The organism is Paenibacillus sp. H1-7, from assembly GCF_022354825.1.
GTDB lineage: Bacteria > Bacillota > Bacilli > Paenibacillales > NBRC-103111 > Paenibacillus_S.
Map to the genome: position 1 here is coordinate 109,515 of NZ_CP031168.1, position 26,984 is coordinate 136,498.

The window sequence follows — 26,984 nt, forward strand, 5'->3', positions numbered from 1 at the left end:
GCTAAATAGAGTCCTGGTTTATAGAAATTATTTGGTGGTTTGTTTGTGACAAGCTGCCGTTCAAATAATTACTTTTCAAAAAACTAAAGAGGTGGTTAACATGAAAAAAAGTTTACCTATGCTTATGCTGATGATTTGTTTGGCGGTATTCGCTGCAGCTTGCGGCACTACAGGCTCGAGCTCGAATGGTGCGGCTCCTGCAGCAGGAAGCGGCGGCGGACAGACGGCAACACCGGCACCGGCGTCCAATGAAGAGCTGACCTTCAAGCATCAATTGGGTGAGACCAAAGTAAAGAAAAACCCCAAAAAAGTCATCGTATTCGATTTCGGCGCATTGGACACGCTGGATAAGCTGGGCGTGGAAGTAACGGGCGTCGCTCAAAAGAACCTGCCTCCTTACTTAGCGAAATATAAAGATGCGAAGTACCAAAACATCGGAACGCTGCAGGAGCCGGATTACGAGAAAATCAGCTCCATCAAACCGGACTTGATCCTCATTTCCGGAAGACAGTCGGCTGCATACCCTGAGCTCAGCAAGTTGGCTCCGACCTTGTACGTTGGCGTAGACAACAAAAACTTCATGGATTCGTTCAAAACCAACATGAAAATGATCGGTCAAATTTTCGGCAAGGAATCCGTTGTCGATGCGGAAGTAGCGAAAATCGAGCAATCGATCAAGGACGTAAAAGCGAAGGTTGCGGCATCCAACAAAAACGCTCTGGTTATCTTGGCTAACGACGGCACGATCAGCGCCTACGGACCAGGCTCCCGATTCGGCTTGATCCACGACGTGCTGGGAATCCCTGCGGTTGAGAAAAACCTGGAAGTGTCCACTCACGGACAAAGCATTTCCTTCGAATTTATTGCCGAGAAAAATCCGGAGTACTTGTTCGTAGTAGACCGCGGTGCTGCGGTTGGCGGCGAAGCCAAAACAGGCGCGAAAGCGTTGGTAGAAAACGAGCTGGTTAAGAAGACTAAAGCGTATGTGAACAAAAATATCGTCTACCTGGATCAAAACTACTGGTACTTGTCCGGCGGCGGCCTTGTTTCCGTAGCGGAGATGGTTGGCGAAGTGGCAAAGGCTTATAAATAAGACGTAGGTTTCGTTCCACGTGAAGCAAAATGTGAAGCCCGTCCCTTAATGGGGGCGGGCTTTTTGCGCAATGTGCGGCTACTGCTCCGCAGCAAACGGGGGATGAGCAGCCGGGCGTTTGAAAAAGCCGATCAAGCGGTCGTTGTGCGGAACAACCGAGACGAGCTCCCAGCCGTTGCGACCCCAAGGAGCCAACGCCGGGTCGAGGCCGGCGGCACGCTGCGCCTGACTGGAACGGATATAGTCACCGAGGCCGGTGTCCGTTGCATACTCCCATTGCTGCAAGCTGTCGGCGCTTCGATCCTGGTATCCGCCCGAGGCATAACGGTTCGTGCGTACAGCGGCGTAGGTAATGGCGGTCACTATGGCTTCGCGCTCTGTTTCTTCCAGAGCGAAGAACGCAGGAGCTTGCGGAAGGCGGAAGCGGGCATGGGAGTGGTACAATTGCAGCACAGCGGTACCAAGCGGACCGCTTTCCGGCCGTTCGATCACATACCAGGCACAGCGCTCCCGTTCCTCGGGCGGCCCCCAATTTTCTATGGAATCGGCATAATGGAACCCGGACTTCATTCCGTAGCCTGCTCCGCGGATTTGCTCGCATAAGGGGGTCACCAGCTTCTGGACGTAAGCTCCATAAGCCCGGTCGCCGTATTCTGCGAACATTCGCGTCAGCTCCTCTTCATTATCGTGCCATACCTCATCCCATAATTCCGATAATGCTTCATTCAAATGTTTGACCAGAGTTTGGATGGTGAGCTTTTGGTTGTTTTCAAGAGCTTCTTGCAAAGGTTTCATTGGATATACCTCCTATTAATCTAATGGTGTTAGAATAATCTAATGGTATTAGAATAATTGCTTATGGTATACTTGTCAAGAGAAGGGAGTAGAGCTATGGCTAGAAGAAGGACTTATCCGCAGAACGATACCGCTAGTACAGCGGGGGAGCCGGGGCACACGCCCTTGGAGCGTGCGCGAATTATCCAGACCGCGCTCCGGCTGTTGGACGAATCCGGGTTCAAAGAGCTGAGCATGCGGAAAATTGCGGATGCCTTGGGTGTGAAGACCGCTTCCTTGTACTACCACGTGAAAGATAAAGATCAGCTGCTTCAGCTGCTTGCCGATACATTGAGCGATCAAATGGCCGAACCTGACTCGGCGCTTCCTTGGCGCGAACAGCTGGTCCAATGGTCGGGCGCTTTTCTAACGGCCCTGCGCGGCTGCAGGGATGCGCCAGACATTTTCCAGGCGACCATCGCCATGGGATATGGCCGATTGACCCAGATCGAACGGTTGTTTCACATTTTGGCAGCAGCCGGTTTCCGGGACGAGCATATTCCTTGGATGGCTTCCATCCTGAAAAATTATGTGATTGGCTTCGCTGCGGACGAAGCCCGCCTAAAGGCTTTGACCGGTCCCGAGGACGGCGGGATGGAGCAGAGGGATGGAAGCTATACAGAAGCCTACCGTTCGCTGCCGGAGGACCGGTTCCCTAATATGATCCGTCTTGCCGTCTACACGACGAGGCCGAACGGAGATGAGGAGTTTCAGTTCGGACTGGAAGCTCTGATGGACGGCTTTGAAGCAAAGGCCGGGAAAGTGTAAGCTATGTTCCTCCAAGACCGCACCGCGTACGGCGTGTTCATCATTCCCAGGACAGAACGGTCCGGACAACAACAAAGCACCCTTGAACCAGCTGCCTATATTGCCTGTGCAGGGTTTCAGGGGTGCTTTCCGTTGGTTCATGTCATATATGAGATGATGATGGGATAGCAGGGTAGGGCAGGTCAAGTCAAGGGCTTAACGGATCGCCTTGCTAAGCTTCTTCTTGGCATAAAACTCGGCCGCTTTATGGCGGTTTCCGCAAAGCTCCATGCTGCACCAGCGTCTTTTGCCGCTCTTGGACGTGTCGATAAAGCGGAGGATGCATTCCTCATGCTCGCATTTGCGGATGCGGTCGATGGAGCCGAGCTCCAATGTATCGGTGAACGAGCGGAGGATGCGATACAGAACGTCGTCCACAACAGTTTTGCCTTCGTAAGCCAGCGCAGCGCCTGTCTCCGTTCGGGTAAGCTTGACTCTGACCGATAGCGCATCGGTTCTTCGGGCTATCGAATCAAATAGCCGATCGGACAATGGCCCATGCTGCCCGAGCTCGTACAGGGCCTCCTCGAATAAATTGCGAAGCGAAACTAGCTCTGTGCTGAGCTGGCTCCATGTTTCTTCGGAAAGGGGGGCATCTCCGGCCGGCACCAGCCCGTTCGCCTCGAGCCAAGGAAGCGCAGTGGCGGGGTGCGATAACAAATCGGCAGGAAGTTTGTTATGCATGCAGACGGTATTCAGCAGATTGATCCAGAGTGTGCCTCCTAATACGAAAATGGCCGGTTCCATTGCTACATCATCCTTCCGTTACATATCAGATTCAGACTATCAGGACACTAGCTGCTCCTCATAGCACATGAATTTCCTTAGTCTGAAGAATGGTCAAGTCCATTGTACCATCTGCGCTGGCTTTTAAGCGATCCAAAAGATTCGGTGTTTGCGTGTAGATAGGAGGATGATGGATCATTCCGTAGTGGATAGGGATTAACGTTCGTGCCCCCAGAACAACAGCGGCGGACACGGCTTGCTCAGGAGTCAGGCAGATCGGCTGTCCGCTCGGCTTCCGTCCGGGAAGCTCGAGTACGGCCCCGTTCACCGGCAAGCAGGCGGCATCGAACGGACCATACGTGCTTGCGATGCTCCACCAGTATCCGTGCCAGAGCGTATCCCCGCAGTGGATAAGCTGGGTATCCTCGCTTCGAACGATCCAGGCGACTTGCGGATCTCCCATCCCGTCGACGGAAGGGACTGCTGTAATCGTGAAGGAACCGATGCAGAACGATTGTCCGACGGCTGCGCCCATAACATGGGTCAGCCTGCTATGGCCGGCTAGCTCAACCGATGCCTCAGGCAGGTACACAGGAACCGCTTCGCCATAAAAAGAAGCGATAGCCTCGGGATCAAAATGATCTCCGTGATGGTGCGTAATCAGAACGGCATCGACTGGCCCGAACTCGTTCAAAGGGTACAGCGGCTCCTGCGGCTGACCGAATTTGGAAGGGAAATGGAATAACGGGTCGATAGCCAAACTGGTTGTTTCCGTCTGTACGCGAATGCCTGCCCACGGCAGCTTCTGAATGATCATGCGAATCACTCCTTTTTTTGTATAACCTGTATAATTGATCTTTGAGGGTTATATTGGTATTATATACCAATAAATATAACCTGTAAAATATTATTTTATTGGTTGTGTAAAAGGTGTGTTTTGTCGGGGTACCCGGGTTGAAGGCTGAATCCATTAGGGCATACTGCTAATGATAGTGCGGAATGCTCTTGGAGGGTCGGAAGCTATGAATGTACTTACATCTCGCTGGATTCGCGGCATACTCAGCCTGATCGTCGTCCTGCTGCTTGCGGACGTTATCGCCAGCTTTTATTTTTATCATGTTGCGATCAAGCGGTCGCCGAAAGATTTCCTCGCGGATGATCCTGATCTGGAACAACTGGCGGACAGCAACCGGTCGAACTGGATGAACAGCCAACCGTTGCGCCAATTATCGATCCAATCGCACGACGGGTTGACGCTGTCCGGCTACTATATCGAAGCGGCAGCCCCTACGAACAAAACGGCTATTATCGCCCACGGATACTCGGGTAAAGCAGCCGACATGGATGCCTTCGCGAAGTTTTACCATGACGGCTTAGGCTTCAACGTCCTGCTGCCGGATGCCAGAGGGCATGGAAAAAGCGAGGGGGACTATATCGGCTTCGGGTGGCCCGAGCGCAAAGATTATTTGCAGTGGATTCAGCGGATGATCGAGATCGTGGGGCCGGACGCTGCCATAGCGCTTCATGGAGTGTCCATGGGAGGCGCTACCGTATCGATGACGAGCGGAGAGATGCTGCCGGGCAATGTCAAAGCCATCGTCTCCGACTGCGCGTATACGTCGGCTAAAGACGAGCTGTCTTACCAGCTCATGCGGCTGTACCATTTGCCGGACTTTCCGATTCTGCCTTCGACCAGTTTGCTGACCAAGGTTCGGGCGGGCTATTTTTTCGGGGAAGCCTCGGCAATAGAGCAGGTACGCCGGACCGCGATGCCCATGCTGTTCATTCACGGAAAGGCTGATGCGTTCGTGCCGTTCGATATGGTGTATCGGTTGTACGAAGCGGCCGCGGGAGATAAAGAGCTGTACGTTGTACCCGGCGCCGGCCACGGGATGTCCCGCCGTGTCGATCCGGTAGGCTATGAATCGGCGGTAGCTGCATTTTTGGCGAAGCATATGTAAGCGGGAGAGCACCTCTTCAGCCTGGATATCAGGGGGGAGGTGCTTTTGTCATTTGCCGAGGGTTGTTTGTTTCCGGCAGAGGAGAAGGACTATAATATACGCGAGGATGATTTTTCCGTATAAACACATGCTGTCATTTCAAATAAAAGAAATAAAGCGCGCTAGGGTTAAACACAAGGGGGAGGAGTGACCGGCGCATGATACAAATTTATAACGATCCTAAGGGAGAAGCCTACCGCAGGCTCATCGACTATGCGATAGAGCATTCCTCGATGTTCGTACTGGCGACACGGGAGCAGATGTACATGAATGAAAATTGCCATCGCGTGCTCCGGCTTTTGGAGCCTTATCTGATCAAGCAGGAAAGCTGCGACAGCTTGCGGGGGAAGCATAGCATCGCTTACTCCAACGGAGGGACCGTCTACTTTTACGCTTGTCATAGCGAAGCGGCGCAAGTGCTCCGTAGCGAGGCCGAGCGATTGCTGGCATGGAGCCATCCGCACCTGCCTGAGGATTTAGGCTTCCTGGACGCCGATGGTAACGATTGGCTCACTACGGTAGCGCACGAGGATATGGCGGGTATTCATCTCGAAGAGGATGAGGCGAATGCGCTCTCGCGTCAAATCGACGGCTTGTTTTTGCGGGGAGAGTTTAACGCAGGGCTGGACGATTTGCTCGATGATGCCCTAAGGCATAGGGCGGAGCGTCTTCATATTACGGGCTTTGATCTGTACGAGCTGCCTGATAAGGTAAGCCGGATCCACACGCTCAAAACATTGTACATATTCGAGCACCATATCCGGAGCCTTCCGGAAAACATGTTCCAGGAGCTCAGGCAGCTGGAGGAGCTGACGGTTTATACGGCCGACTTGCTGCCTTTTCCGAAGGAGATCGGCAGCCTGACTCGCCTGAAGCGGTTGACGGTAGGCTGCGGCAGCTATTACCGGTTGGACGAAGGCCAGTCCATTATTCGTAAGGAGGACGTCTCGTTCGATAGGCTGCCGGCGGAAATCGGGCGGTTGACGGAGCTGGAGCATCTGTTCATCAACTACACAAGCCTGAGGAGGCTGCCTTCGGAAGCGGCGAACCTGCGCAATCTCGTCTATGCCGACTTAAGCAACAATTTATTCGATGCGGAGCCCGTAGAGCTCTTAAAGCTGCCGAAGCTGCAGCATGTCGCGATGTATAACAATCCGGTCAGCGGCAGCCAACCATGATCTTCCGTGTTGTATCGTAATAGAGATGGAGGTGCATCGATGACAGCTATTGCCTTTTACCGGGAGCGTTCCCTTCCTTTTCTTGAGCTCAAACTATGTACCGATAAGAGCGCCTCGTACAAGAAGCATTTTCACGAAGAATATTCGCTCGGCGTTATTGAAGAAGGCTCCAGTACCGTCTGGTGCGACGGTCGCCATCTGGATGTGGAGGCGGGCCGGCTGATCTGGATTCCGCCGTATTTGCCTCACGCGTGCAATCCTCAGGAATCGTCCGATTGGCGGTACAAGATGGTCTTTTTTCACTCTGACTGGGTACACGGCGTGATCCGTGATGCTATGCCGGCTCGTCAGCCGTTCCTCCCGGACCATAGTACGAACGGACTCGGCCTAGGTCTGCTGAACCGTCTTGCCGCATGCATGACGAGAAATCTGTCGCCGCTCGAAACCGAATCCTCTGCCATAGCGTTACTCAAGGCTATCTTCCCATCCGCTGCCGTTGAAGGGAAACGCTCCGATGCATCAGTGCTGAAGCCTCATATGATCCGTGTGAAGGACTATCTGCATGAGCATTATTTGGAGCCCATAACATTGGAAGAGCTGGAGCGGGTGTCGGGCGTCAGCAAATACCACCTCATTCATTCCTTTAAGAAAGAGCATAATATCCCTCCTCACGCTTACCAAAACATGCTTCGTATCAACTACGCCAAAAAGCAGTTGAGTCCAGAGCGATCCATCTCTGACGTTGCCTTGGAGGCGGGGTTTTACGATCAAAGCCATTTTACGCGGCTGTTCAAGCATTTTGCCGGTGTCACCCCCCAACATTACAGAAGCTCCTTGTAACGCCTAGTACCGCAATTTTATACAATACGTCCTCTCGCTCCGTCCGTACAATGGTGATATCGACGGAGGAGGGGACAGATGTGAAATATGGACATATAGGCATGCTGATTGTTCTCTTGCTGTGGGGAAGCTCATTCGTCAGCATAAAGATCGCGGTCGGCTTTATTCCGCCCATTACGATGGCGCTGATCCGGTTTGCCGTCGCTTCGGCGTTGCTATGGCTATGGCTGAAAAAGAAGGAGCCTTCGTCCCGGCTGGATAAACAGGATGTGCTCCGCATGATGGCGGCCGGATGTTTGGGGGTGACGCTGTATTTTTACTTTGAAAACTCGGGAGTTCAACTATCAACCGCCTCGAATGCGGCGTTAATTGCCTCGGTCATTCCCATCCTGGCTACGCTGCTGGATCAGCTGATTTACAAGACGAGGCTTACGGGACTTCAATGGTCAGGGATGGCGGTAGCGTTCGCCGGCACTTATTTGGCGATTACAGCCAATGGACAAGTACAGTTCGCTTCGGCCCATTTTAAGGGCAACATGCTGATCGTATGCGCCATGGTAACCTGGTCGCTGTATACGCTGTGCAATAAGTCGTTCCGGAGCCAGTATTCCGGGCTGTTCATGACCACTTACCAGAACCTGTTCGGCACTCTGCTGCTTTTGCCGTTATCGTTAACCGAATATAGGCAGTGGGGGCCGATTCCTGCAGCGGTGCTGCTGCATGTATTGTTTTTGGCCGTCTTTTGCTCCGCCTGCTGTTACTTACTATACATTTACGCTTTGCGGCAGCTGGATGTCACGGTAACGACAATGTACTTAAATCTTGTGCCGATTGTCGGCGTAGTGGGAGGCCACCTCTTCTTGCAGGAGTCGGTTTTGCCTCTGCAGCTGGTCGGAGGAGCGGTCGTTATTACCGGTATCGTTATGGTCAATGTGAAGCCGAGACGGATAAAGCTGCAAAAGAACTAAGAGCGCAGCCGCTGCGCAGTCTGTGAAATGCCGATTGTTCCCCGTGGAACTTTTGCATGCCCGGTTTGACCTGTGTTGGGCGGAGAGGGAGCATACTTGTATCCCTATAGGGCAAAATGCCTCGGATACTTACAGCACCCGCCTTGTTTCTCGTAGGCGTGCTCCCTCTTTTCGCTTTGCTTTCAATCAAACATCCCGCTATCAAACAGTAGTCATTCTTGGGATAGTTGAATGAATCACACTACTCTACTCGTCTTGAGTAGCGCCCGTTGTGTATGGTTATCCATGCAAAGCAGCTAGCTTGCCTCACTCCTTCAGTAAAAATACACATATCTTGTAACCAAAAGAATACATGTTATATATATTGACATAATAATAACATTGATATAAAGTATATAAAAATTACAGCGAGTGAAGTTTTTGATAACTGAAGGGAGTGGTCGATGATGATAAACAACAACGAGAGCAAGCTTCTAGTAAGGCGGCTGCCCAAGGTGGATCTTCATGTGCATTTGGACGGGTGTGTAGAGGCGCAGACCGTGCTCGATTTAGCGAAAGAGCAGGGGGTAGAGCTTCCGGCTTATGAGAGGGAAGGGCTGCTCCCTCATCTTCAAGTTACCGATGATTGCGGCAGCTTGAAGGAGTATTTGAGCAAGTTCGACTTTGTTCTTCCGTTCCTGCAGACGGCAAAGGCGTTGGAGCGTGTAGCCTATGAGGCGGTACGGCAGGCCGCAGAGCATCACTGTCTTTATATCGAGGTCCGGTTCGCGCCTCAGCTTCACAGGAGGCGGGGGTTGACGGTAGACGAGACGATTCGGCACGTTATTGCTGGGTTGCATCGGGGGGAGCGGGAATTCGGTGTGAAAGCACGGGGTATTGCAATTTGCATGAGACACCATTCCGTCGCGGACAACTTGGAGGTTGTTGAAGGGGCAGCCCGCTTTAAGGGGAAAGGGCTGGCGGCCGTTGATTTGGCGGGGGATGAAGCGTCCTTTCCGCCGGGGCTGTTCCGGGAGGTGTTCGCCGCCTCGCGAGAGCGGGGACTTCCGGTAACGATCCATGCGGGGGAAGCGGCTGGAGCGGACAATGTGTATGAAGCGGTCGTAAACCTCGGCGCCGTAAGGATCGGGCACGGTGTCCGCATGAAGGAAAACGAGGCCGTTCTCGAGATGATAAGAGAACGCCGCATCCCGCTGGAGATGTGCCCGGTCAGCAATATTCAGACCAAAGCGGTGTCGTGCTGGGATGCTTATCCGATCCGGGAATACTTCGACCATGGAATTGTCGTTACCGTCAATACGGATAATCCCGGTGTATCCGGCACGACGATCACAAAGGAATATGAAGTATTGGCGGATACATTCGGATTTACACCTGCGGAAATCGCGGTCCTGATCATGAACGGCGTGGGAGCCGCCTTCCTGGAGGAGGACGAGAAGCGCGTGCTCAGGCAGGAGTTCGGCATGCGGATGAAGGAGCTGGGAGTTCTTTAGATCCAAAATCAGAAGAGCCGCCTGCTTTGCGGCTCCTCGGGCTGTTGTCAAGCCTGTTTTTTTGAGTTAACCATGAATGTAGGTGGGAATATCTCTTGGAGGAGAGTGAGCGTCCGCCTTTGAAATCCGTGAAGAGACCGATAAATCTAATCAAATTTTACGGATTTCAACAGCGGCCGGAGAGAGATATCCCACCGGAGTATAATGGTGAATTGTTATATTTACGGGTTTCCCGACAATCAAAAAGCCGCCAAACCGGCGGCTCTTCTTATTCCCCTTAGGCAGGACTTTTCTCCGTAACGTCCTTGCGCTCTTTGACGATGTCTTTGGAATCCTCGCCGTCATCCTTGTTCTCCGAAACAAGCTCGCGTGCGGACGATTTGAACTCGTGCAGCGTACGGCCAACCGCGCGTCCGAGCTCCGGAAGCTTTGATGGTCCGAACAGGATCAGGACAACGATCAAAATCAACATGAGACCGGGAAAACCGATATTTTGCAGCATGCGCAATCATCTCCTTCATGATAGTGAGAGAGGGCTAAGCGCTCCTCATCTTAGTTCTGGTCATGCTTCTTGGGATATACGGCTACGGCTTCGATCTCGATCAGCCAGTCGGTGTTGACCAATCCGGCGACGCCGACAGTGGACCGCGCTACCTTCACCGGGTTCGCTTCATTATTGAAATATTCCGCATAAGCGGCGTTCCAGCCGGCAAAGTCGAATTTGTTCTCCTTGGCCGGATCGGCCACGAGGTAGGCGCGCAAGTAGATGACGTCCTTCATCGTCAAGCCTTTTTCCTTCAACTGGCTCTCGATGTTTTTCAGAACACCTTGCGCCTGGGTTTTTGTATCGCCGTAACGGTCGTAGACGGTGGCTCCATCTTTATTCAATACCGGCGGCACCGTTCCGCTCGTGTATAGATAGGCCGCTCCGCCCGGAACGGAGACTCCGCTTGAAATTGAGGAAGAAGGGCTTCCGTAAAATTCCGCTTCATTTACCGGCTCGGCAGAATACTTGTTAGGCGTTTCCGTATCGTCGGCATAGGCGTTGATTCCTACTACAGTGGATAATAAGCCGATGGCCAGGATGGATTTGATCTTTTTATTCATGGTCACTCAACCGTCCCTTCATCTATTCTTTCATTACGCGCTCGTGAATTTCAGTAACGACTTTCCGCGCCGACTCGATCCCGCCGGCCATCCATGCCGGAATGTAACTGATATGCTCACCCGCCAAGTAAATGCGTCCGTCCGGTTTGCATAGCGTTGGATAAATCGTTTGGCGTTCCTCCGCCGTAAAGCTGCCCCATGCGCCGACATTGTATTTAATATTTTTCCAGTGGACGGAGAAGGACGCTTCGAACTCCTTATGGAATTGCGGGTGAATTTTGGCCCCTTGGCTCAAGGCGTAGCTTTCGCGTTCGGCAACCGACATTTTCCCGAGCTTGTCGGCATTGGCGCCGGTAACGTAGTAGCCTAGCAGGACGCCTTTTTTCGCAAAATATTCCGTCGGAGGATAGTACATTTGGGTAATATCCATATTGGTCAACGAGCTGCCGCCATAAATTTGATCGTCTTCTTCCCAGAAGCGGCGTTTGAATTGGAGACCGATTTTGCCTGCCGAAGCATAGTTGGTCTTGGCGATGGCGTCGGCCATTTCGGCGGAGAAGTCGGCCGGGATGCTCTTGAGAACGGATAAAGGAATGGTACATATGCAGTAGTCGCCGGTAATTTCTCTCGTTACGCCGGTCTCCAGATTCGTATAAGTGATGCGGACGCCGGATTCGTTTTGACGTATTTCCTTGACCTCGGAATGGAATTGGATTTTGCCTTGCAGGCGCTTCTCGAATGCTTTCGGGATTTGATCCATGCCGCCGACCGGGTGGAACATCATCATTTGCTGATCGTAAGAGTATTCGTTGCTGAAGAAGTTGCCGAACCCGGAGCTGATAATCGACTTCATATCGAACGGATCTTTTCTTACGCCGGCATCCAGCTTGCCTCCCGGCTCCTCGGTATATCCTCCCCGCTCTGACCCTTTATAGAACAGATCCGCATTCAAATCGCCTTCGCGCTTCAAATAGGCGACAAGCTTTTCTTTTTCCTCCGGAGTCAGCGGCAGGTCGAGCGCGTTCTGGTTGACCGCCTTGGCTAGCATCTCGGAAACGTAGCCTTTGACATCGGCCTTGGCTTCGCGCTTTCGGACTCTGCGTCCGGACAGCTCGCCGACGTTCTCGTTATAGTAGTAGCCGTGCTCGTTCACGTTGTTGAACGGCTCGATTGCAATACCGAATTTGCGGCAGTATTCCATGGTGACATGGAACTGAGGAATCCGCATCGGCCCTGCATTCAGGTACAACCCTTGACCTGCATCGAAGCGCGCGACCTGCTTCACGCCGCCAATCTCCGTTACTGTGGTTCCCCGCCGTACCGACCAGATCCGCCCCCCTGAACGAGCTCTTGCCTCCAGAATCGTGCAATCGTATCCGGCCAGCCCCAGCTCATAGGCTGCGGTCAAGCCTGCGATGCCTCCGCCCAGGATCACGATTTTTTTGCCGTTGCGATGAGTGGAAGACAGGTCGCCTTGACCGGGAGGGGTGAACTCGGCTGCTTTTATCGTCTCCGGCGATAGCAGTCCCAATGTCCCCATCATGCTAAACACGGCAGCCGAGCCTCCGATTTTGCCGACAGTCGTCAAGAACTGCCTGCGTGTCATTTCTTTAGTGGATTCCTTTGTCTCCATGCTCCTCTTCTCCTTCGTGGTAAAGTGGCTTCACCTTCACAACGAGATAGTACCAAAAAAATTTTTATTTGACTCACTTTTTGTTAGGTTTTCTAACACGATTTTTTCTTTTTTCAAAAACCATTGCATTTTGAAAATCATTTTTGTTAGAATCAACTCAAGATTAAGGCAAGAAGTTCATTATTTTTTTAAAATTCAGCATATTTATAACATTTAGTTAACATCGGAGGTTATGAAAATGGAAGGAAAAGTGATGAACATCGGTACGGTAAAAGAATTAACCGGCTTGTCGGAGCGCCAAATCCGTTACTACGAGGAACGGAAGCTGGTATTTCCGGACAGGACGAAAGGGGGAGCGCGCAGATATTCCTTTGAGGATGTGAGCCGACTGAGGGAGATTCAGCAAAAGCTGAAGGACGGCTTTCATACGTTCGAGCTGAAGTCGATGAAGCAGTACAAGGGAAACTGAAGGCCAAACGGAGAAAAGGCAGGTGAGGTAAGCCGATGGAGGAAGACGGAAAAATGGCGCTATGGGATCACGTTGCCGAGCTGCGCAAGCGTATTATACTCGTCATGCTGGCGCTGGTCGTTACTTTGATAGCGGGGCTGTTTATTGCACCTCGAATTTTGTTATATTTAAAAGGCGTGCCGCCCGCATCGGGCATTAGCTGGAACGTGTTCTCGCCGTGGGATGCAATCCGCATTTACATGAGTATTGCCTTGGCTTTTGCAATTGCGGTTACGATGCCCTTCGCCCTATACCAGCTGTGGAAGTTCGTGAATAAAGGGCTACGGAGGGAGGAGCAGGACGCGGCGCTAAAGTATATTCCATTTACAGTCCTCTGCTTCGTGATAGGGTTCTCCTTTGCCTATTTCATCGTATTTCCGATGAGCTTCAGCTTTACAACGGGAATTGCCCGAAGCCTGCAGTTCACAGAGACATACGGCATTTCCCAGTACTTCGGCTTTATGTTCAGCATCGTCATTCCGCTCGCGGTGGCGTTCGAGCTTCCGGTCATCGTGATGTTCCTGACGAAAATTGGAATATTGAATCCGAAACGGCTGCATACTATGCGTCGATATGCCTACCTGGTGCTGGTGATCGTGGCGAGCCTGATCTCGCCTCCGGAGCTCATATCCCATCTGATGGTGGCGGTTCCGCTTATCGTTCTGTACGAAATCAGCGTATGGCTGTCCAGGGTGGTCTACAGAAATAAGCTGCGGCTTCAGCAGTCGGGTTCCCTTGAGCAAACGGCCTAATCCGAGGCTCAAATGCAGTCGGTATGGGTAGCGGAAAGGAGTGGATTCATGAACGAAAAAGATTACATGATGCTTCAGTTCGTAGCGGAGGAGCAGAGTCTGACCAAAGCGGCGGAGCGCCTGTATATTACTCAACCCGCCTTGACGTACCGGCTTCACCAGATGGAGAAGGAGCTCGGCGTACCGATTATCGTCAAAAACTCCAAAGGGACGAAGCTGACGCCCGAGGGAGAATATTTAGTCGAATATGCCAGAAAAATGCTGGATGATTTACATAGGATGAAGAATTATATCACAAACATGCGCAACGAGGTGAAGGGTCATCTACGGATCGGGGTATCCAGCTACTTCGGACTCTACAAGCTGCCGCCGTTATTGAAAGCATTCCGGGATCAATATCCCGAGGTGCAGCTTATCGTCACCTGCGCGTTGAGCACGGAGATTCTCGAGCTCCTGACGCGGGAGGAAATTCATGTCGGTGTCGTCCGCGGAGATTATCCGTGGTATGAGGGCAGACATTTGCTGCATGATGAGCACATCTGCCTTATCTCCCAGCAAAAGCTGGAGCTCGAGGACCTTCCGAGTTTGCCGCAAATTTGCTACAAGCAGCCCCGGGTTCACGCAGGGACTTACGCTCCGCTGCCCTTCAGCGAGACGGTCGGCGCCTGGTGGCATGAGAGGTTCCATGCGCCTCCGCTCGTCACGATGCAGGTGGACAGCTACGAAACCTGTAAGGAGATGGTCAAGCACGGGCTCGGCTACACCATCATTCCCGGCATCTTTGTCACGCCGGAGGACCGGCTGCACAAAGTCGAGCTGTACCGGAAAAACGGCGAGCCAATGAAGCGCAACACGTGGATGGTGTATAAAGAAACGAGCCTGCAGCTCGCAACTATCGGCCGGTTCGTCGATTTTATGAAAGAACGGCATAAGCAGTAAGAAGTGCAATACTCCCCGGGGAGTACTGCACTTTTTTCTTTTTTAAGACGAATACCGGCTTAAGCGTAAGGGAGCTTGAATAGACTCGGCATACCGCGTTGCTTCCTCCGCAATATAGTCTGCCGTGGCATAAGTCGTGTCGTAGGTGACGAAGGTCGGCAGAAACGTCCCGTTGCAGCGCAGCAGCGTCACTTGAATCGGTCTCAGCAGCTCGTCTATTGTATACCAGTTATCTCCGCCCGCGTGATAGCCGTGCTCCGCACCTCCGGTTGTAGTGGCGAGCATAAATTGCTTGCCTTTCAGATGAACTCCTTCTTTGCCGAAAGCCCAGCCGTAGGTCATCACGTCGTCGAACCATTTTTTGAGCAGAGGCGGGCAGCTGTACCAGTAGAATGGGAATTGAAACACGATCCGGTCATATTCCAGCAGGAGCTGCTGCTCCCTCGCCACATCGATCTCCCAATTCGGGTACTCCCGGTACAGGTCTCTCACTGTAATTTCCGCCTGCCCCTCCAGAGCGTGGGCAAAAGCCTTATTTACTTGCGACTGAGCAAGGTTGGGATGCGCAATAATCACCATGATTTTCATCGTTCATCAGCCTTTCTTTGTGTAAAGTTTTTGGTGTGCCTTTCGGTACGCTCATTATGGCCGGGAGAGAAGGGCTTGAAAAGTACTTATTTATTTCATACTTAGTACGCCAAACCGTACAAAAGTGCAGGATCGAGGGTTTATGGAAAGTAGAAAATATTGCCGAAAACGAATAGGTACGCCCCAAGCCGGCGCTGCAGGCCGATAAGGTGCCGCCTGGGGATAATCGCATCTGTTGCCCGGGCAAGCGATGAATAATTATGCTGTTTGATTGTAAGGGAGACGGAAGCTTGCTTCACGAAACGATGAGATGCCGAACCGTCTTTGATCGATAGGTGATGGAGCCGGCATTGCAGATGAACGCAACAAACCCAACAATACTAACGGTTATTGGCTCCATGCCATTAAATTTTTTTCGGTGAAGCGCAAAAAACTATTGATTTTACTTATCGCCCGGGCCGATTTACAATAATTCAAACATGTTGCATAAATATTCGGCCGATCAATGAATGTGATGAAGTATAACACAAGGTGGTAGATATAATGAATAAAGACGAATGGAGCAGTGAAAAAACGCGCATTCAACAAGCTGTCGATGCAAGAGACGGACAGCTGCGTGCGATTGCGGCCCAAATTCATGCGAATCCGGAGCTCAGCTTCCATGAGCATAAAGCCCGCGAATGGCTGATCGAGCCTCTGGAGGCGGCGGGCTTTGCCGTGGAGAGGGGGATTGCCGGGCTCGAAACGTCGTTTCGGGCGACGTGGGAAGGAGCTCCCGGCGGGCCGGTCATCGCGCTGCTGGCGGAATATGACGCGCTTCCGGCGATTGGGCACGCCTGCGGCCATAACCTGATCGGAACCGCATCCGTCGGGGCGGCGCTGGCATTGAAGGATGCTTGCCCACAGCTGCCGGGCAAGATCGTCGTCTTGGGGACTCCGGCCGAGGAAGAGGGCGGAGGCAAGATCATCATGTGCAACGAGGGAGTGTTCGACGACATCGATGCGGCGATGATGGTCCACCCGCAAAGCAAGACGATGGTGCTGCGGGGCGCTCTTGCCTGCGTCGATGCGACCTTCACGTTCCACGGCAAGCAGGCGCACGCCTCGTCGTCGCCGGAGAAGGGAATCAGCGCGCTGGATGCGCTCATCAACGCTTTCGTAGCGATTAACTCGCTGCGCCAGTTCGTGAAGGAGGATGTGCGCATCCATGGCATCATTACGAAGGGCGGCGATGCCCCGAATGTCGTGCCGGAGCTGTGCGAAGCGGTATTCATTCTCCGGGCGGCCACGGTCGGGGAGCTGGAGAAGGTGCGCGAGAAGGTGTACCGGGCCGTGCGCAGTGCGGCGGAAGGAGTCGGAGCGACGGTAGATATCGCGGAAGGACTGATCTACGCCGAGCGCAACAACAACAAGGCTATGGCGCGGCTGTTTCAGAGCAATCTGGAGCAGATGGGCATCGAAGTGTGCGATCCACCGAAGAAAGGCGGCGTCGGCTCCTCCGACATCGGCAATGTGGGTCAGATAACGGCTACGATTCACCCGTATATCCGCATCGGCGACGCGACGACGCATACGCCGGATTTTTGCCGGCTGGCCGGAGCGGAGGAAGGTATGATCGAGTTGAATCAGGCGGCGAAGTCACTCGCGATGACCGCTTACGATTTGTGCGTCGATAAGGAAGCGTTCCGTGAAGTGCGCGAGGAATTCGAGCAGTGGAAGCGGGACAAAGAGGGAGGACGACAACATGGATAATGCGCAGGCGGCCGGCCCTCGCAAATGGCTGAAAATGCCTCATACTTACGTCATATTGATCATTCTGGTATTGGTGGCGGCCGTGCTTACTTATGCCGTGCCTGCCGGGAAGTTCGACCGGGTCAAGGATACAGCGACGGGCAAATCGCTGCTCGTAACAGGCTCTTACCATCCGGTCGAGGCCAGTCCCGTAAGCTTGGTGGACATTCCGAAATCGATCGTCCACGGGCTTGTCGATTCGGCGGATGTCGTATTCTTCATCTTCATCATCGGCGGAGCATTTCAAATTATTTCGTCTACGGGGACGATCGAAGCCGTCACGGGAAGAGTAGCGAAGGCTTTCGCCAATAAGGGCATCTGGGTCATCCCGGTATTCCTCTCCCTCTTTTCTGTAGGCGGCTTCACGATGGGGATGTCCACGGAGGTGATGGTGTTCGTGCCCATCGGCATAGCCATCGCCAGGGCTCTCGGCTACGACGCGCTTACGGGAACGGCGATGATCTCGCTCGGTGCCTCCTGCGGCTTCACGGCGGGCATCCTGAATCCGTTCAACGTAGGCTTGGCCCAAACGATAGCCCAGCTCCCGATGTTCTCGGGCATGTGGCTCAGGATCATCCTCCTCGTCTGCTTGATCGCGATTACAAGCTTCTATCTGATGCGCTATGCGGCCAAGGTCAAGGCTAACCCGGCAGGCGGGCTTGTGTACGAACTGGAGCAGGAGTCGGAGGGGACGGGAACGAAGCTCGACTTCTCGCATTTGCCGGTCATGAAGCTGAAACACTATTTGACGATTGCCACGGTGGTTATCGGCTTCGGCCTATTGATATGGGGCGTCTCCAAAAAAGGCTGGTGGATGGAGGAGCTGGCTGCGCTATTCCTGACAATGGGGATCGTGTCCGGTTTCTGTGCGGGCTACGGCCCGAGCCGGATCGCCAAGGAGTTCGTGAAGGGAGCCAGCGCGATCACGTACGGCGCGTTTATTATCGGCCTGGCCCGCGGCATTATGGTGGTGCTGGATCATGGCAGCGTCATCGATACGATCGTGTATCATTTGTCCGTCCTGGTTGGAGAATTGCCGGGCTCGGTACAGGTACTGGGTATGTACTTGTTCCAAAACGTAATGAACGTCTTCATTACATCGGGAACCGGCATGGCGGTCACTACGATGCCGATCATGGTTCCGCTGTCCGATCTGCTTGGAGTGACGAGACAGACGGCGGTGCTTGCCTTCCAGCTGGGAGACGGGTTTACGAACATGATCCTGCCTACCTCCTCGGCCTTGATGGGAAGCTTGGCGGTATCCGGTATCGCTTATCAGAAATGGGTCCGGTTTTTCTGGCCGTTGATGGCTGCCTGGCTGGTGGCCGGGGCGATCTTCGTCATCGTCGCCAATGTGATTCAATATTCGTAAGGAAAAAGGCGTTCGCGGTCGAGAGACCGTCGAAACGCCTTTTTGTTGTAAAGCCGATTTATTTTGCAAAAATATGATTGCCGATTTGAACAGTTTGCGGCCGCGACCAAATCCATTTGCTTGTAGCGGTTTGCGGATTGAAGTAATACATCGAATCGTAGGTCGGATCCCATCCGCGTACTGCGTCCTGGGCGGCCATATAAGCCGTGCTGTCCGGTGTCAGCCAGTATTGGCCGTCGGCTACAGCCGTAAAGGCGCCTTTTTGGAAGACAACGTCCTTAATATTATCTCCGTATTGTCCGGACTGCAGCCGGTTCATCACAACCGCGCCGACAGCAACCTGCCCGGTATACGATTCCCCGCGAGCCTCGCTGTAAATGACTTTAGCCAATATGTCCAACTCTTCTTTATTCAGAGAGTATTTCTTCAAAGCGGTCCATGTTTGCGGGCCTGTTTGTCCGTCGGGATTCAACCCGTAGTTCGTCTGAAATCGTTTGACGGCGGACACGGTGTTCGGGCCGTAAAGACCATCCAGCGGAAGCTGATAAAATCCGGCAAGCTTCAATCGGAACTGCAAGTCCCATACGTCGCCGCTTGTGCTGCCTTGCTTTAATAGTGGTGCCGGAGCCGCTTGAGCTTGCGGAGCCAGTCCATTTATCGTGGTCAAGCATAATAGGATAAGGAAGGTGAAAAATTTCCAGTGTTTGGCCTTCATCCTGCATCTCCCCTTTCGGGTTCTGATTATGAAGCAGCAAGTGGCGATGTTCAACCAGTATTTATTGGAATGTGCCGGAAAAAGCAGCGCTGGCGCGGCTTTAGTTAATGCTGTCGAGACGATGAAGTATTGCGGTAAATTTCCATATATTCGGATTCCATATCGTTAGAAGTAGTATTTGTCGTCCGGCTGACTCTAATTCAACTCCAACGAATTTAGAAGGGTGTTATTCCAAAGAGAACAGGCAGCTAGAAAATTTTTTTTTTGAATAAAACGTTTACTAGTGTCAACTATATTGACACAAAATCGCATAAACCATATGATAATATACATATATTACAAAAATATTCGGTTTTTTTGGACTGGAAACGGAAATTTGTGTTATTAAATCTAACATAATGATGCTGTTGGAGAGGGGATGGCTGCATGAACAAAATGGATCCTGTACCCGGTACGCCTTATCCGTTAGGGCCGTATTTCGATGAAATGTTCGGCGGGGGTGAGGGCGCCTGCGTAAGAGAGCATTACAGACAGGTCTACGCCCGGTTCTCGGGGTCGCGTCCGGAGGAATTGGCGTTAAAGCAGGAAGCCGTGCAGCGGAGAATGATGGAGGAAGGGATTACGTTCACGCTGTATAAGCCCGAGCAGCTTCAGCCGTTGGAGCGGACACTCCCTTTTGACCTCATTCCGAGAATTATCCCCCCCGAAGAATGGCGGATGCTCGAAGCGGGTCTGATCCAGCGGGTAAAGGCACTGAACCGGTTCGTGCAGGACGTCTACAACGAGCAGCATATTATTAAGGACGGGATCGTGCCGCGGCGCATGATTGTAGCGAACCGCTATTTCCGGCCGGAAATGATGCGGCTCCAGGTTCCTCATAACGCATATATCACCACATCGGGCATTGATCTTATCCGCGATGCGAATGGGCAATATTATGTGCTGGAAGACAATTTGCGCTCTCCATCAGGATTTTCCTACCTCTTTAAAAGCCGCTCCATCATGAACGAGCTGTTCCCGGAGCTATCCTTCTCCTGCTCGATACGCGATGTGGAGCTGAGCTTGAACCGGTTCCTCAGCACGCTGCGCAGCCTGTCTCCATCCGGCAAACCGGACCCGGTGATCGCCCTGCTGACGCCAGGAGAGTATAACTCCGCTTATTACGAGCATGCTTTTTTGGCGCAGCAGATGGGCATCCATTTGGTGGAAGGAAGGGACCTGGTCGCTATGGATCACAAGCTTTACATTCGCGGCATCGGAGGGATGCGCCAGGTTGACGTGCTGTACCGCCGTATTGACGACGATTATTTGGACCCGCTCGCTTTCCAGCCCGATTCGATGCTTGGGGTTGCCGGCATTATGAACGCATACCGCGCAGGCAATTTGGCGATCGCGAACGCGCCGGGCACCGGAGTAGCGGACGACAAGGCGATCTACATTTACGTACCCGAAATGATCCGGTACTACTTGCAGGAGGAGCCGATTTTGCAAAATGTCCCGACATATCTGCTCTCCCGACCGGAGGAAAGAGACTATGTGCTGGGACGGCTCCCGGAGATGGTAGTCAAGGAGACGTCCCTCTCCGGCGGCTACGGCATGCTGATCGGACCAACGGCAAGTAAGGAGGAGATTGCCGTATTCGCCGAGCAAATCCGCCAAGACCCCGGACGCTACATTGCCCAGCCTACTGTGCAGCTCTCCCGGGCGCCGATTCTTGGCGACGGCTGCATGATGCCGCGGCATATTGATCTAAGGGCGTTCGTCCTGATGGGGGCGGAGGAAGAGCTGCATGTCGTCCCCGGAGGCTTGACGCGGGTTGCGATGAAGGAAGGATCTTTGGTCGTCAATTCGTCTCAGGGCGGAGGATGCAAGGATACTTGGGTATTGGCGTAGGAAGGAAAGCTTTGTACTATGGCGATAACGGGAAGGGAGACTCCGTATGCTGAATCGTAACGCAGAAGCATTGTTTTGGGTCGGACGGTATATCGAGAGAGCGGAAAATCATGCGAGACTGATCGATGTTCATTACCATATTCAGCACGAGGGCGATTTCGACAATGAGGCGAATAAATGGGAGCGTCTCATAGATACTTTGGGAGCACGGACGGATTATTTGCAGCAATTCGATCTGTTTACGCAAAAGGATGTGCTCTCCTTCATTACGCTCGACCGCGGCTACACCAATTCGTTGTTCTCCTGCGTCAGCCAGGCGCGGGGCAACTTGCGGACGCTGCGGGAGAAGCTGCCGAGCGAGCTGTGGGAGGTACTGAACGCCTTCTACTTATGGCTTGGCGAGAAGCAGGTGGACGATATACTGCAGGAATCGCCGCATCCGTTCTATAAGCAAATCAAGGAGCGCTCGGCCATGTTCTATGGAGTCCAGCAGTCTGTGATGCCAAGAGAAAATGAGTGGCATTTCATGGAGAGCGGGCGCTATCTGGAGCGGGCGGAAAATACGGTGCGCATATTGCAATCGGTGCTTGGAGCGATTCGCGAGGATCAGGCGCCGGCATACCCGTATTTGCTGGCGGTGCTGAAATCGGTCAGCGGCTACCAGGCGTTTCGCAAATATTACGCGGACAAAGTCACCGTGGAGCCGATCATGGAATTTCTCATCGGCAACGCCGAATTTCCACGATCGATCCAATTCTCCTTTGAGCGGCTGGAGGAGCATATGGGGCAGATGGAGCTCGCCTCCTTCGATCTGAATGGCCCGCGGGATAAGGCGATTCGGCAGGCCGGCAAGCTGAAGGCGGATTTGGCCTGCCTGGAGCGCGAGGACATGGCGCTGCCTCTGGTTCAGCCGCTGCTCGACGGCTTGATGCAGTCCTGCGGCAAGCTGGGGAGGGCGATGGCCGCGGCCTTTTTTCACCTCGAGGAGGTCGGCGCATGAAGATCGAGATCTGTCACGTGACGCGCTACCGCTACGAGGACCCGGCTACGGACAGTGTCAATGAGCTGCGGCTGACACCACGGACCAATTACCGCCAGTCGTGCTATCATCATGAAGTGTCGATAGAGCCGGCCGCTTCCTTATTGACCTATGAGGATTATTTCGGCAACCGGGTTCATGCCTTTTCGGTCAACAAGGCTCACCGGGAGCTTGTGATCAAGACCAAAGCTACAGTCGTCACGCTGGACCGCAAGCCGGGCGAAGGACCGGTATCGGCGCTTACGCTGGAGGAAGAGCTGAATCTGCTGCACAGCGACCCGCTGCAGGACCGCTACATTGAGTTTTTGCTGCCGACGGCGTATACGCAAATAACGGAGGAGGTACGCCAGTACGCAATGAAATATCCGTTTACCGGCGCGGGCTTGCTGGCATGGACGAGAACGCTGTCGCAAGGCATTCATGCCGACTTCACGTATGATCCTGCGGCTACCGACGTGTTCACTACCGTTAACGATGCGCTGAAGCTGCGTAGGGGCGTATGCCAGGATTACGCGCATCTGATGATAGCGGTCTGCCGCAGTCTGGGGCTGCCTTCGCGATATGTAAGCGGCTACCATTTTGTCGGCGATCTGCAAGGCGGCAGCGCCGATTTCGAGCAGGCTTCCCATGCGTGGGTCGAGGTGCACGTACCGGGCACCGGCTGGCTCGGCTTCGACCCGACCAACAATTCGGAGGTCGATTGGCGTTATGTGAAGCTGGGCCATGGCCGGGATTATCAGGACATCGTCCCGGTCAAAGGCGTCTACCGCGGCTCGGGCCGTCAGCAGCTTGAGGTGAAGGTGGACGTACGGCTGCTTGAGGCGTGAGCTTTGCGCCGTCGTCACGGTTTCTAGCTGGAAGCAGCAGCTATAATGAGGGATAAAAGAGCGGGTGTGTCGATCCGCGTCTTTTATCCTTTTTTTTCGCAGCTTGAAGCGGACCGTTCATTCGTCCGTGCCCGGCTTGAATAACTACGTGGGGTTCAAGAGCAAACTACCGTACAAGGAGGATTTTGGTTATTATTTGCTCCCGAAGGATTCTGGAACAAACAGCGGATGACGAATTTACGGGTACAGGAGGTGGCAGCTGATGTCTTCCTTGCAAGACATGCGGGAATATTTCCTTGCCGTGTTCAATGGAACCGAGGATTTGAAAATACATACGTTGCATAGGCGTCAACAGCTGATCGACATTATTTACCTGCTTACGTTGACCAGTCATCAAAAGCTGGATGAGCAGCTCATCCAGCCGCTGCTGCGAAATCAGGACAGGCAAATAACGGATGTATTGCCTCCGGGGCTGCTGCAAATGACCGATTCACTGGAGCATGCGGTTGAGGCGCTCTTGATAGGCAAATGCGTAGTAGTTGTGGACGGAATGGATGACGCCTACCTGCTGGATACGTCCTCTTCTATTGAAAGAAGCGTGACGGAGCCCGTTAACGAGAAAGTGTACGGGGACTCCCACGAGGGCTTTATCGAGAGGCTGGACACGAATCTCCACTTGATCCGCAAAAAAGTCGTATCGAAAGATTTGATGATTCGCTATATGAGCGTCGGTATGGAATCGAATACAAGGCTGGCGATGCTGTATATGGAAACGCTGGCCAACAAAGAGCTGCTGTCGGAGGTGGAATTGCGGATTGCCTCTATCCGAATTGACCATGTCTCGTCGATCGGCTTTATCGAGCAGTTTATCGAGGACACGCCACTCTCTCCGTTCCCGCAAACCGTAAGCACGGAGAGGGTGGACAGGGTCACGGCAAACCTGATGGAAGGGAGAGTGGCACTGCTGGCGGAAGGCTCGGCCAAGGCGCTGCTGCTTCCTGTAAGCTTCTTCGCCTTTTATCAGTCTCCGGACGATTACAACATCCGCTGGCTTAACGGCAGCTTCTTCCGGATGCTGCGAATATCGAGCTTTCTAATTGCGGTGACCCTGCCTGCCTTATATATAGCCGTAGTCAGCTTTCATTTCGAGACGATCCCGAATGAATTGATTTTGCCTATGCAGAGCGCCGTTCTGGAAATTCCTTTCCCGCCTATTATTGAGGCCCTGCTGATGGAATTAACCATAGAGCTGCTGAGAGAAGCCGGTCTTCGCCTGCATACGGCCGTCGGCCAAACCATCGGCATCGTAGGAGGACTTGTCATCGGAGAAGCCATCGTGAGGGCGGGACTTGTCTCCAACATCATGATCATTGTGGTAGCATCCACAGCCATCGCTTCTTTTGTCGTCCCTTCCTATGAGTTCAGGGAAACGGTGCGCATTTTGCGGTTCCCGCTGATGGTGCTGGCTGCGACGTTCGGGCTGCTCGGCATTACATTCGGTTTCGCTTTTATAATGATTCATTTGTGCAAGCTCGAAAGCTTCGGGACTCCGTATTTTTATCCGATTGCTCCTTTCCGATGGAAGGGTCTGAAAGATTCCGTCATCCGTATGCCCTTATGGCTGATGAATACGCGCCCGTCGGACAGCCTCCCCAATAAAATGCTGCGTCAATTGTTCTCTAGAGGGTGGGAAAAGCATGATCGCCGAAAAAAATAAAATATCGGTCGCGCAGCTCGGCTTCTTTACCGTCCAGACGGCGATTGGTGAGGGGGCGCTAACGCTCCCTTACAACCTGCATTCCAAGGCTTCCATAGACGGCTGGATATCCATGCTCCTGGCGGGCCTGATTACGCAAATCGCGGTTGTTTTGGTATGGATGGTATGCAGGAAATACCCCGGCCAGATGCTGGTCGAAATCCTCCCTCGGTTGGTTGGGAAATTGGCGGGTAATTTGATCAGCGCATTGTATATAGGCTACTTTATGGGCATAGCCAGTATAGTCCTGATGAATTATACCCGGATTATTAATGCATGGATTTTTCCCACGACGCCCAAATGGGTCATTGTCGCATTAATGGCGGTCACCAGCTATTATTTGGCCAAAGAACGGCTTCGTGTCATCGCCCGATTTGACGTAATGATCTCGGTACTTTTACTCGTACTCATCGTGCTGGTCTTTTTCCCGATATCCGAAGGAAATATGCTTTATATTTTGCCGGTAGGTCAATCCGGTATGGAGAATATTTGGAGGGGAATTAAGGAGGCCGTAATTACATTGGCCGGGTTCGAGCTGCTGTTCGTCGCATACCCCCACATTAAGGGGAACAGCAAAGACATTTTGAAATGCATGATCTTATCCTATAGCTTCGTTATTCTGTTCTACCTGCTGGTTACCTTGTCGTGTTTCATCTTTTACAGCCCGGAGGAGCTCAAGCTCATCCCTGAGCCTGTGCTGTATATGCTCAAAACATTCTCGTTCCGAATTGTGGAGCGGACCGATCTGTTGTTTCTGTCGATATGGGTAGTGATCGTCATGACGTCTATCGTGAGCTACATGTTCCTCGCATCCGTCAGCTTGAGCAAGCTGTTGAAGGTGAGCAATACGTCCAAAGTCACGCTGGTTGTGGTAGTCGTCTGCTCGGTTTTGGCCTGGTATTCCCATAACTATCTTCTCATCCAGGATGTGAATAATTTCTTTGCGGACGTGACTATCGTGTTTATTTATATATTACCTGTACTGATGCTCACCGTGAGCGGCATTAGGGGGAGAAGGAAGGTGGGGGGATGAGACGAGGCTGCCCTGTCGTTATCGGTCTGATCTCTCTTAGTCTGGTTACCGGATGCTGGGATCAGACACTGCTAAAGGATGTTCGGCTTATTATCGGGCTAGGCATTGATGAGGATGCTGATGGAAATATACTGGATACCTTCGTGCTGCCCGACGTGACGAACCAAAAAAACACACCGCAGGTCATCTCGGTAACGGGGCATACAGCCCGGGAAACCAGATTAAATCTGGGGAAAAGATTGAATCTGGTGCCGGACGGGTCCAAAAACCGGTTCGTGCTGATCGGCGAGGAGATGGCGACAAAGAAGATCTATACGATTCTCGATGTGTTTTACCGTGATCCGAAAAGCGCGCTCAACGCCAAAATCGCCGTCGTAAAGGGACGGGCCGAAGCATTTATGAAAAAGGAGTACGAAATCAAGCCGAATCTGATTTTGAACCTCGATAAGCAAATCGTCAGCGCCGAAACAGCGTCACTTGTACCCAACGTCAATATTCAATCCATCTGTACGATCATGTTTGATCCCGGGCAAGACTTTGTCCTGCCTTATATTGAGCATGGGACGGAGGGGGCCGTTGTGACGGGGATTGCTTTATTTAACAGTCAGACGATGACAGGCGCGCTCGAAGGGCGTGATGCGATCATTTGCCTGCTGCTGGCCAATCAGATGGGGAAGCGGGCTGCTATCACGGTGCCTGCAGGGACATCGGGCAAAACAGGAAGCTTCATGACCTTCCAGGTGTTCCAGATCAAGCGAAATCTTCAGGTGTGGATGGAGGGCGACGAGGTCTTTGCCAATATCGATTTGCAGCTGAAGGTGAAGGTAGAGGAGTTTGCGGAAGACCATTTGGTGGATCGGGAAAGGGTTGAGCAGTTGAATGCCCGGATAACCAAAGAGCTGAACCGAAATGCTCAAGAGGTCATAAGGAGACTACAGCAGGCCAATTGCGACATATTCGGCATAGGCCGAAGGCTTATTGCTTTCCATCACGATTATTGGAAAAAGACCGATTGGAACCGTACCTATCCGCATATTAAGATTCAGCCGAGCGTTATGGTGGAAATAGCCAGACCGGGAATTATCTATTGAG

At 52.7% G+C, this 26,984-nt stretch carries 26 protein-coding genes; 18 read left to right on the plus strand and 8 right to left on the minus strand.

Features of this window, described 5'->3' with window-relative positions:
• Positions 1 to 100 precede the first annotated feature (100 nt).
• Entirely contained in the window at positions 101 to 1,093 is a 993-nt protein-coding gene (locus DVH26_RS00530; RefSeq protein WP_239630660.1) for a siderophore ABC transporter substrate-binding protein, read from the plus strand.
• Positions 1,094 to 1,171: 78 nt separating this feature from the next.
• Here DVH26_RS00530 and DVH26_RS00535 read toward each other — a convergent pair whose 3' ends face one another.
• Positions 1,172 to 1,888 (minus strand): DUF6022 family protein, encoded by a 717-nt coding sequence (locus DVH26_RS00535; RefSeq protein WP_239630661.1) that lies wholly within the window; start codon positions 1,886 to 1,888, stop codon positions 1,172 to 1,174.
• Between the two features lie 96 nt (positions 1,889 to 1,984).
• On the opposite strand from DVH26_RS00535, the gene DVH26_RS00540 reads away from it, so the two are divergent.
• On the plus strand, positions 1,985 to 2,695 hold the full coding sequence (locus DVH26_RS00540) for a TetR/AcrR family transcriptional regulator C-terminal domain-containing protein (protein WP_239630662.1): 711 nt from the start codon (positions 1,985 to 1,987) through the stop codon (positions 2,693 to 2,695).
• Positions 2,696 to 2,890: 195 nt separating this feature from the next.
• On the opposite strand, the gene DVH26_RS00545 is transcribed toward DVH26_RS00540, so the two are convergent.
• Both DVH26_RS00545 and DVH26_RS00550 read right to left on the minus strand, forming a co-directional pair.
• Positions 2,891 to 3,481 carry a CGNR zinc finger domain-containing protein gene (locus DVH26_RS00545; protein ID WP_239630663.1) on the minus strand — a complete coding sequence of 197 codons (591 nt, stop codon included), beginning with the start codon at positions 3,479 to 3,481 and terminating at the stop codon, positions 2,891 to 2,893.
• 58 nt (positions 3,482 to 3,539) lie between these two features.
• Positions 3,540 to 4,277, minus strand: a complete 738-nt coding sequence (locus tag DVH26_RS00550; RefSeq protein WP_239630664.1) for an MBL fold metallo-hydrolase — start codon at positions 4,275 to 4,277, stop codon at positions 3,540 to 3,542.
• A gap of 205 nt (positions 4,278 to 4,482) precedes the next feature.
• Between DVH26_RS00550 and DVH26_RS00555 the strand changes: the two genes are divergently transcribed.
• The 5 genes from DVH26_RS00555 (at position 4,483) to add (ending at position 9,939) form a co-directional block, all read left to right on the plus strand.
• The gene (locus DVH26_RS00555) at positions 4,483 to 5,421 is read left to right on the plus strand and encodes an alpha/beta hydrolase (protein WP_239630665.1); all 939 of its coding nucleotides are present in this window, start codon (positions 4,483 to 4,485) and stop codon (positions 5,419 to 5,421) included.
• Between the two features lie 197 nt (positions 5,422 to 5,618).
• On the plus strand, positions 5,619 to 6,638 hold the full coding sequence (locus tag DVH26_RS00560; protein WP_239630666.1) for a leucine-rich repeat domain-containing protein: 1,020 nt from the start codon (positions 5,619 to 5,621) through the stop codon (positions 6,636 to 6,638).
• 39 nt (positions 6,639 to 6,677) lie between these two features.
• Positions 6,678 to 7,478: a helix-turn-helix transcriptional regulator gene (locus DVH26_RS00565; protein ID WP_239630667.1), complete on the plus strand. Its 801-nt coding sequence runs from the start codon at positions 6,678 to 6,680 to the stop codon at positions 7,476 to 7,478.
• Between the two features lie 80 nt (positions 7,479 to 7,558).
• Complete coding sequence (locus DVH26_RS00570; RefSeq protein ID WP_239630668.1) at positions 7,559 to 8,446, plus strand: DMT family transporter; 888 nt, start codon at positions 7,559 to 7,561, stop codon at positions 8,444 to 8,446.
• A gap of 443 nt (positions 8,447 to 8,889) precedes the next feature.
• Entirely contained in the window at positions 8,890 to 9,939 is a 1,050-nt protein-coding gene (add, locus tag DVH26_RS00575) for an adenosine deaminase (RefSeq protein WP_345774032.1), read from the plus strand.
• Positions 9,940 to 10,216: 277 nt separating this feature from the next.
• Here add and DVH26_RS00580 read toward each other — a convergent pair whose 3' ends face one another.
• The 3 genes from DVH26_RS00580 to DVH26_RS00590 are packed head-to-tail and all read right to left on the minus strand — an operon-like array spanning position 10,217 to position 12,679.
• Positions 10,217 to 10,441 (minus strand): twin-arginine translocase TatA/TatE family subunit, encoded by a 225-nt coding sequence (locus DVH26_RS00580; protein ID WP_239630669.1) that lies wholly within the window; start codon positions 10,439 to 10,441, stop codon positions 10,217 to 10,219.
• Positions 10,442 to 10,491: 50 nt separating this feature from the next.
• Positions 10,492 to 11,046 (minus strand): RidA family protein, encoded by a 555-nt coding sequence (locus DVH26_RS00585; RefSeq protein ID WP_239635618.1) that lies wholly within the window; start codon positions 11,044 to 11,046, stop codon positions 10,492 to 10,494.
• Between the two features lie 22 nt (positions 11,047 to 11,068).
• Positions 11,069 to 12,679, minus strand: a complete 1,611-nt coding sequence (locus DVH26_RS00590; protein WP_239630670.1) for a flavin monoamine oxidase family protein — start codon at positions 12,677 to 12,679, stop codon at positions 11,069 to 11,071.
• Between the two features lie 238 nt (positions 12,680 to 12,917).
• On the opposite strand from DVH26_RS00590, the gene DVH26_RS00595 reads away from it, so the two are divergent.
• The 3 genes from DVH26_RS00595 to DVH26_RS00605 are packed head-to-tail and all read left to right on the plus strand — an operon-like array spanning position 12,918 to position 14,878.
• Positions 12,918 to 13,148 carry a MerR family transcriptional regulator gene (locus DVH26_RS00595; protein ID WP_239630671.1) on the plus strand — a complete coding sequence of 77 codons (231 nt, stop codon included), beginning with the start codon at positions 12,918 to 12,920 and terminating at the stop codon, positions 13,146 to 13,148.
• A 35-nt stretch (positions 13,149 to 13,183) separates the two neighbouring features.
• Entirely contained in the window at positions 13,184 to 13,939 is a 756-nt protein-coding gene (gene tatC, locus DVH26_RS00600) for a twin-arginine translocase subunit TatC (protein WP_239630672.1), read from the plus strand.
• Between the two features lie 48 nt (positions 13,940 to 13,987).
• Positions 13,988 to 14,878: a LysR family transcriptional regulator gene (locus tag DVH26_RS00605; RefSeq protein ID WP_239630673.1), complete on the plus strand. Its 891-nt coding sequence runs from the start codon at positions 13,988 to 13,990 to the stop codon at positions 14,876 to 14,878.
• Positions 14,879 to 14,920: 42 nt separating this feature from the next.
• Here DVH26_RS00605 and DVH26_RS00610 read toward each other — a convergent pair whose 3' ends face one another.
• Positions 14,921 to 15,466 carry an NAD(P)H-dependent oxidoreductase gene (locus DVH26_RS00610; protein ID WP_239630674.1) on the minus strand — a complete coding sequence of 182 codons (546 nt, stop codon included), beginning with the start codon at positions 15,464 to 15,466 and terminating at the stop codon, positions 14,921 to 14,923.
• Positions 15,467 to 16,009: 543 nt separating this feature from the next.
• On the opposite strand from DVH26_RS00610, the gene DVH26_RS00615 reads away from it, so the two are divergent.
• Positions 16,010 to 17,218: a M20 family metallopeptidase gene (locus DVH26_RS00615; RefSeq protein ID WP_239630675.1), complete on the plus strand. Its 1,209-nt coding sequence runs from the start codon at positions 16,010 to 16,012 to the stop codon at positions 17,216 to 17,218.
• The gene (locus DVH26_RS00620) at positions 17,211 to 18,629 is read left to right on the plus strand and encodes a YfcC family protein (RefSeq protein WP_239630676.1); all 1,419 of its coding nucleotides are present in this window, start codon (positions 17,211 to 17,213) and stop codon (positions 18,627 to 18,629) included. The genes DVH26_RS00615 and DVH26_RS00620 overlap by 8 nt, the downstream gene beginning before the upstream one ends.
• Positions 18,630 to 18,687: 58 nt before the next feature.
• On the opposite strand, the gene DVH26_RS00625 is transcribed toward DVH26_RS00620, so the two are convergent.
• Positions 18,688 to 19,344, minus strand: coding sequence for a cell wall hydrolase (locus tag DVH26_RS00625; RefSeq protein ID WP_239630677.1), 657 nt, complete (start codon positions 19,342 to 19,344; stop codon positions 18,688 to 18,690).
• Between the two features lie 426 nt (positions 19,345 to 19,770).
• On the opposite strand from DVH26_RS00625, the gene DVH26_RS00630 reads away from it, so the two are divergent.
• From DVH26_RS00630 to DVH26_RS00655, 6 genes are all read left to right on the plus strand, one after another.
• Positions 19,771 to 21,237, plus strand: coding sequence for a circularly permuted type 2 ATP-grasp protein (locus DVH26_RS00630; RefSeq protein ID WP_239630678.1), 1,467 nt, complete (start codon positions 19,771 to 19,773; stop codon positions 21,235 to 21,237).
• Positions 21,238 to 21,283: 46 nt separating this feature from the next.
• Complete coding sequence (locus tag DVH26_RS00635; protein ID WP_239630679.1) at positions 21,284 to 22,237, plus strand: alpha-E domain-containing protein; 954 nt, start codon at positions 21,284 to 21,286, stop codon at positions 22,235 to 22,237.
• The gene (locus DVH26_RS00640) at positions 22,234 to 23,103 is read left to right on the plus strand and encodes a transglutaminase family protein (protein ID WP_239630680.1); all 870 of its coding nucleotides are present in this window, start codon (positions 22,234 to 22,236) and stop codon (positions 23,101 to 23,103) included. Before DVH26_RS00635 ends, DVH26_RS00640 begins: the two co-directional genes overlap by 4 nt.
• Positions 23,104 to 23,365: 262 nt before the next feature.
• A complete protein-coding gene (locus DVH26_RS00645) occupies positions 23,366 to 24,820 on the plus strand; it encodes a spore germination protein (protein ID WP_239630681.1) in 1,455 nt (484 codons plus the stop codon).
• A complete protein-coding gene (locus DVH26_RS00650; RefSeq protein WP_239630682.1) occupies positions 24,801 to 25,892 on the plus strand; it encodes a GerAB/ArcD/ProY family transporter in 1,092 nt (363 codons plus the stop codon). Before DVH26_RS00645 ends, DVH26_RS00650 begins: the two co-directional genes overlap by 20 nt.
• Positions 25,889 to 26,983: a Ger(x)C family spore germination protein gene (locus DVH26_RS00655; protein WP_239630683.1), complete on the plus strand. Its 1,095-nt coding sequence runs from the start codon at positions 25,889 to 25,891 to the stop codon at positions 26,981 to 26,983. The genes DVH26_RS00650 and DVH26_RS00655 overlap by 4 nt, the downstream gene beginning before the upstream one ends.
• Position 26,984: the final 1 nt, after the last annotated feature.

Coding starts and splice junctions, on each gene's coding strand:
- DVH26_RS00545 (WP_239630663.1), bottom strand. CDS start 3,481: ATGGAACCGGCCATTTTCGTATTAGGAGGCACACTCTGGATCAATCTG.
- DVH26_RS00555 (WP_239630665.1), top strand. CDS start 4,483: ATGAATGTACTTACATCTCGCTGGATTCGCGGCATACTCAGCCTGATC.
- DVH26_RS00655 (WP_239630683.1), top strand. CDS start 25,889: ATGAGACGAGGCTGCCCTGTCGTTATCGGTCTGATCTCTCTTAGTCTG.
- DVH26_RS00635 (WP_239630679.1), top strand. CDS start 21,284: ATGCTGAATCGTAACGCAGAAGCATTGTTTTGGGTCGGACGGTATATC.
- DVH26_RS00620 (WP_239630676.1), top strand. CDS start 17,211: ATGGATAATGCGCAGGCGGCCGGCCCTCGCAAATGGCTGAAAATGCCT.
- DVH26_RS00595 (WP_239630671.1), top strand. CDS start 12,918: ATGGAAGGAAAAGTGATGAACATCGGTACGGTAAAAGAATTAACCGGC.
- DVH26_RS00590 (WP_239630670.1), bottom strand. CDS start 12,679: ATGGAGACAAAGGAATCCACTAAAGAAATGACACGCAGGCAGTTCTTG.
- DVH26_RS00565 (WP_239630667.1), top strand. CDS start 6,678: ATGACAGCTATTGCCTTTTACCGGGAGCGTTCCCTTCCTTTTCTTGAG.
- add (WP_345774032.1), top strand. CDS start 8,890: ATGATGATAAACAACAACGAGAGCAAGCTTCTAGTAAGGCGGCTGCCC.
- DVH26_RS00605 (WP_239630673.1), top strand. CDS start 13,988: ATGAACGAAAAAGATTACATGATGCTTCAGTTCGTAGCGGAGGAGCAG.
- DVH26_RS00650 (WP_239630682.1), top strand. CDS start 24,801: ATGATCGCCGAAAAAAATAAAATATCGGTCGCGCAGCTCGGCTTCTTT.
- DVH26_RS00585 (WP_239635618.1), bottom strand. CDS start 11,046: ATGAATAAAAAGATCAAATCCATCCTGGCCATCGGCTTATTATCCACT.
- DVH26_RS00640 (WP_239630680.1), top strand. CDS start 22,234: ATGAAGATCGAGATCTGTCACGTGACGCGCTACCGCTACGAGGACCCG.
- DVH26_RS00610 (WP_239630674.1), bottom strand. CDS start 15,466: ATGAAAATCATGGTGATTATTGCGCATCCCAACCTTGCTCAGTCGCAA.
- DVH26_RS00560 (WP_239630666.1), top strand. CDS start 5,619: ATGATACAAATTTATAACGATCCTAAGGGAGAAGCCTACCGCAGGCTC.
- DVH26_RS00540 (WP_239630662.1), top strand. CDS start 1,985: ATGGCTAGAAGAAGGACTTATCCGCAGAACGATACCGCTAGTACAGCG.
- DVH26_RS00530 (WP_239630660.1), top strand. CDS start 101: ATGAAAAAAAGTTTACCTATGCTTATGCTGATGATTTGTTTGGCGGTA.
- DVH26_RS00580 (WP_239630669.1), bottom strand. CDS start 10,441: ATGCTGCAAAATATCGGTTTTCCCGGTCTCATGTTGATTTTGATCGTT.
- tatC (WP_239630672.1), top strand. CDS start 13,184: ATGGAGGAAGACGGAAAAATGGCGCTATGGGATCACGTTGCCGAGCTG.
- DVH26_RS00625 (WP_239630677.1), bottom strand. CDS start 19,344: ATGAAGGCCAAACACTGGAAATTTTTCACCTTCCTTATCCTATTATGC.
- DVH26_RS00615 (WP_239630675.1), top strand. CDS start 16,010: ATGAATAAAGACGAATGGAGCAGTGAAAAAACGCGCATTCAACAAGCT.
- DVH26_RS00630 (WP_239630678.1), top strand. CDS start 19,771: ATGAACAAAATGGATCCTGTACCCGGTACGCCTTATCCGTTAGGGCCG.
- DVH26_RS00645 (WP_239630681.1), top strand. CDS start 23,366: ATGTCTTCCTTGCAAGACATGCGGGAATATTTCCTTGCCGTGTTCAAT.
- DVH26_RS00550 (WP_239630664.1), bottom strand. CDS start 4,277: ATGATCATTCAGAAGCTGCCGTGGGCAGGCATTCGCGTACAGACGGAA.
- DVH26_RS00535 (WP_239630661.1), bottom strand. CDS start 1,888: ATGAAACCTTTGCAAGAAGCTCTTGAAAACAACCAAAAGCTCACCATC.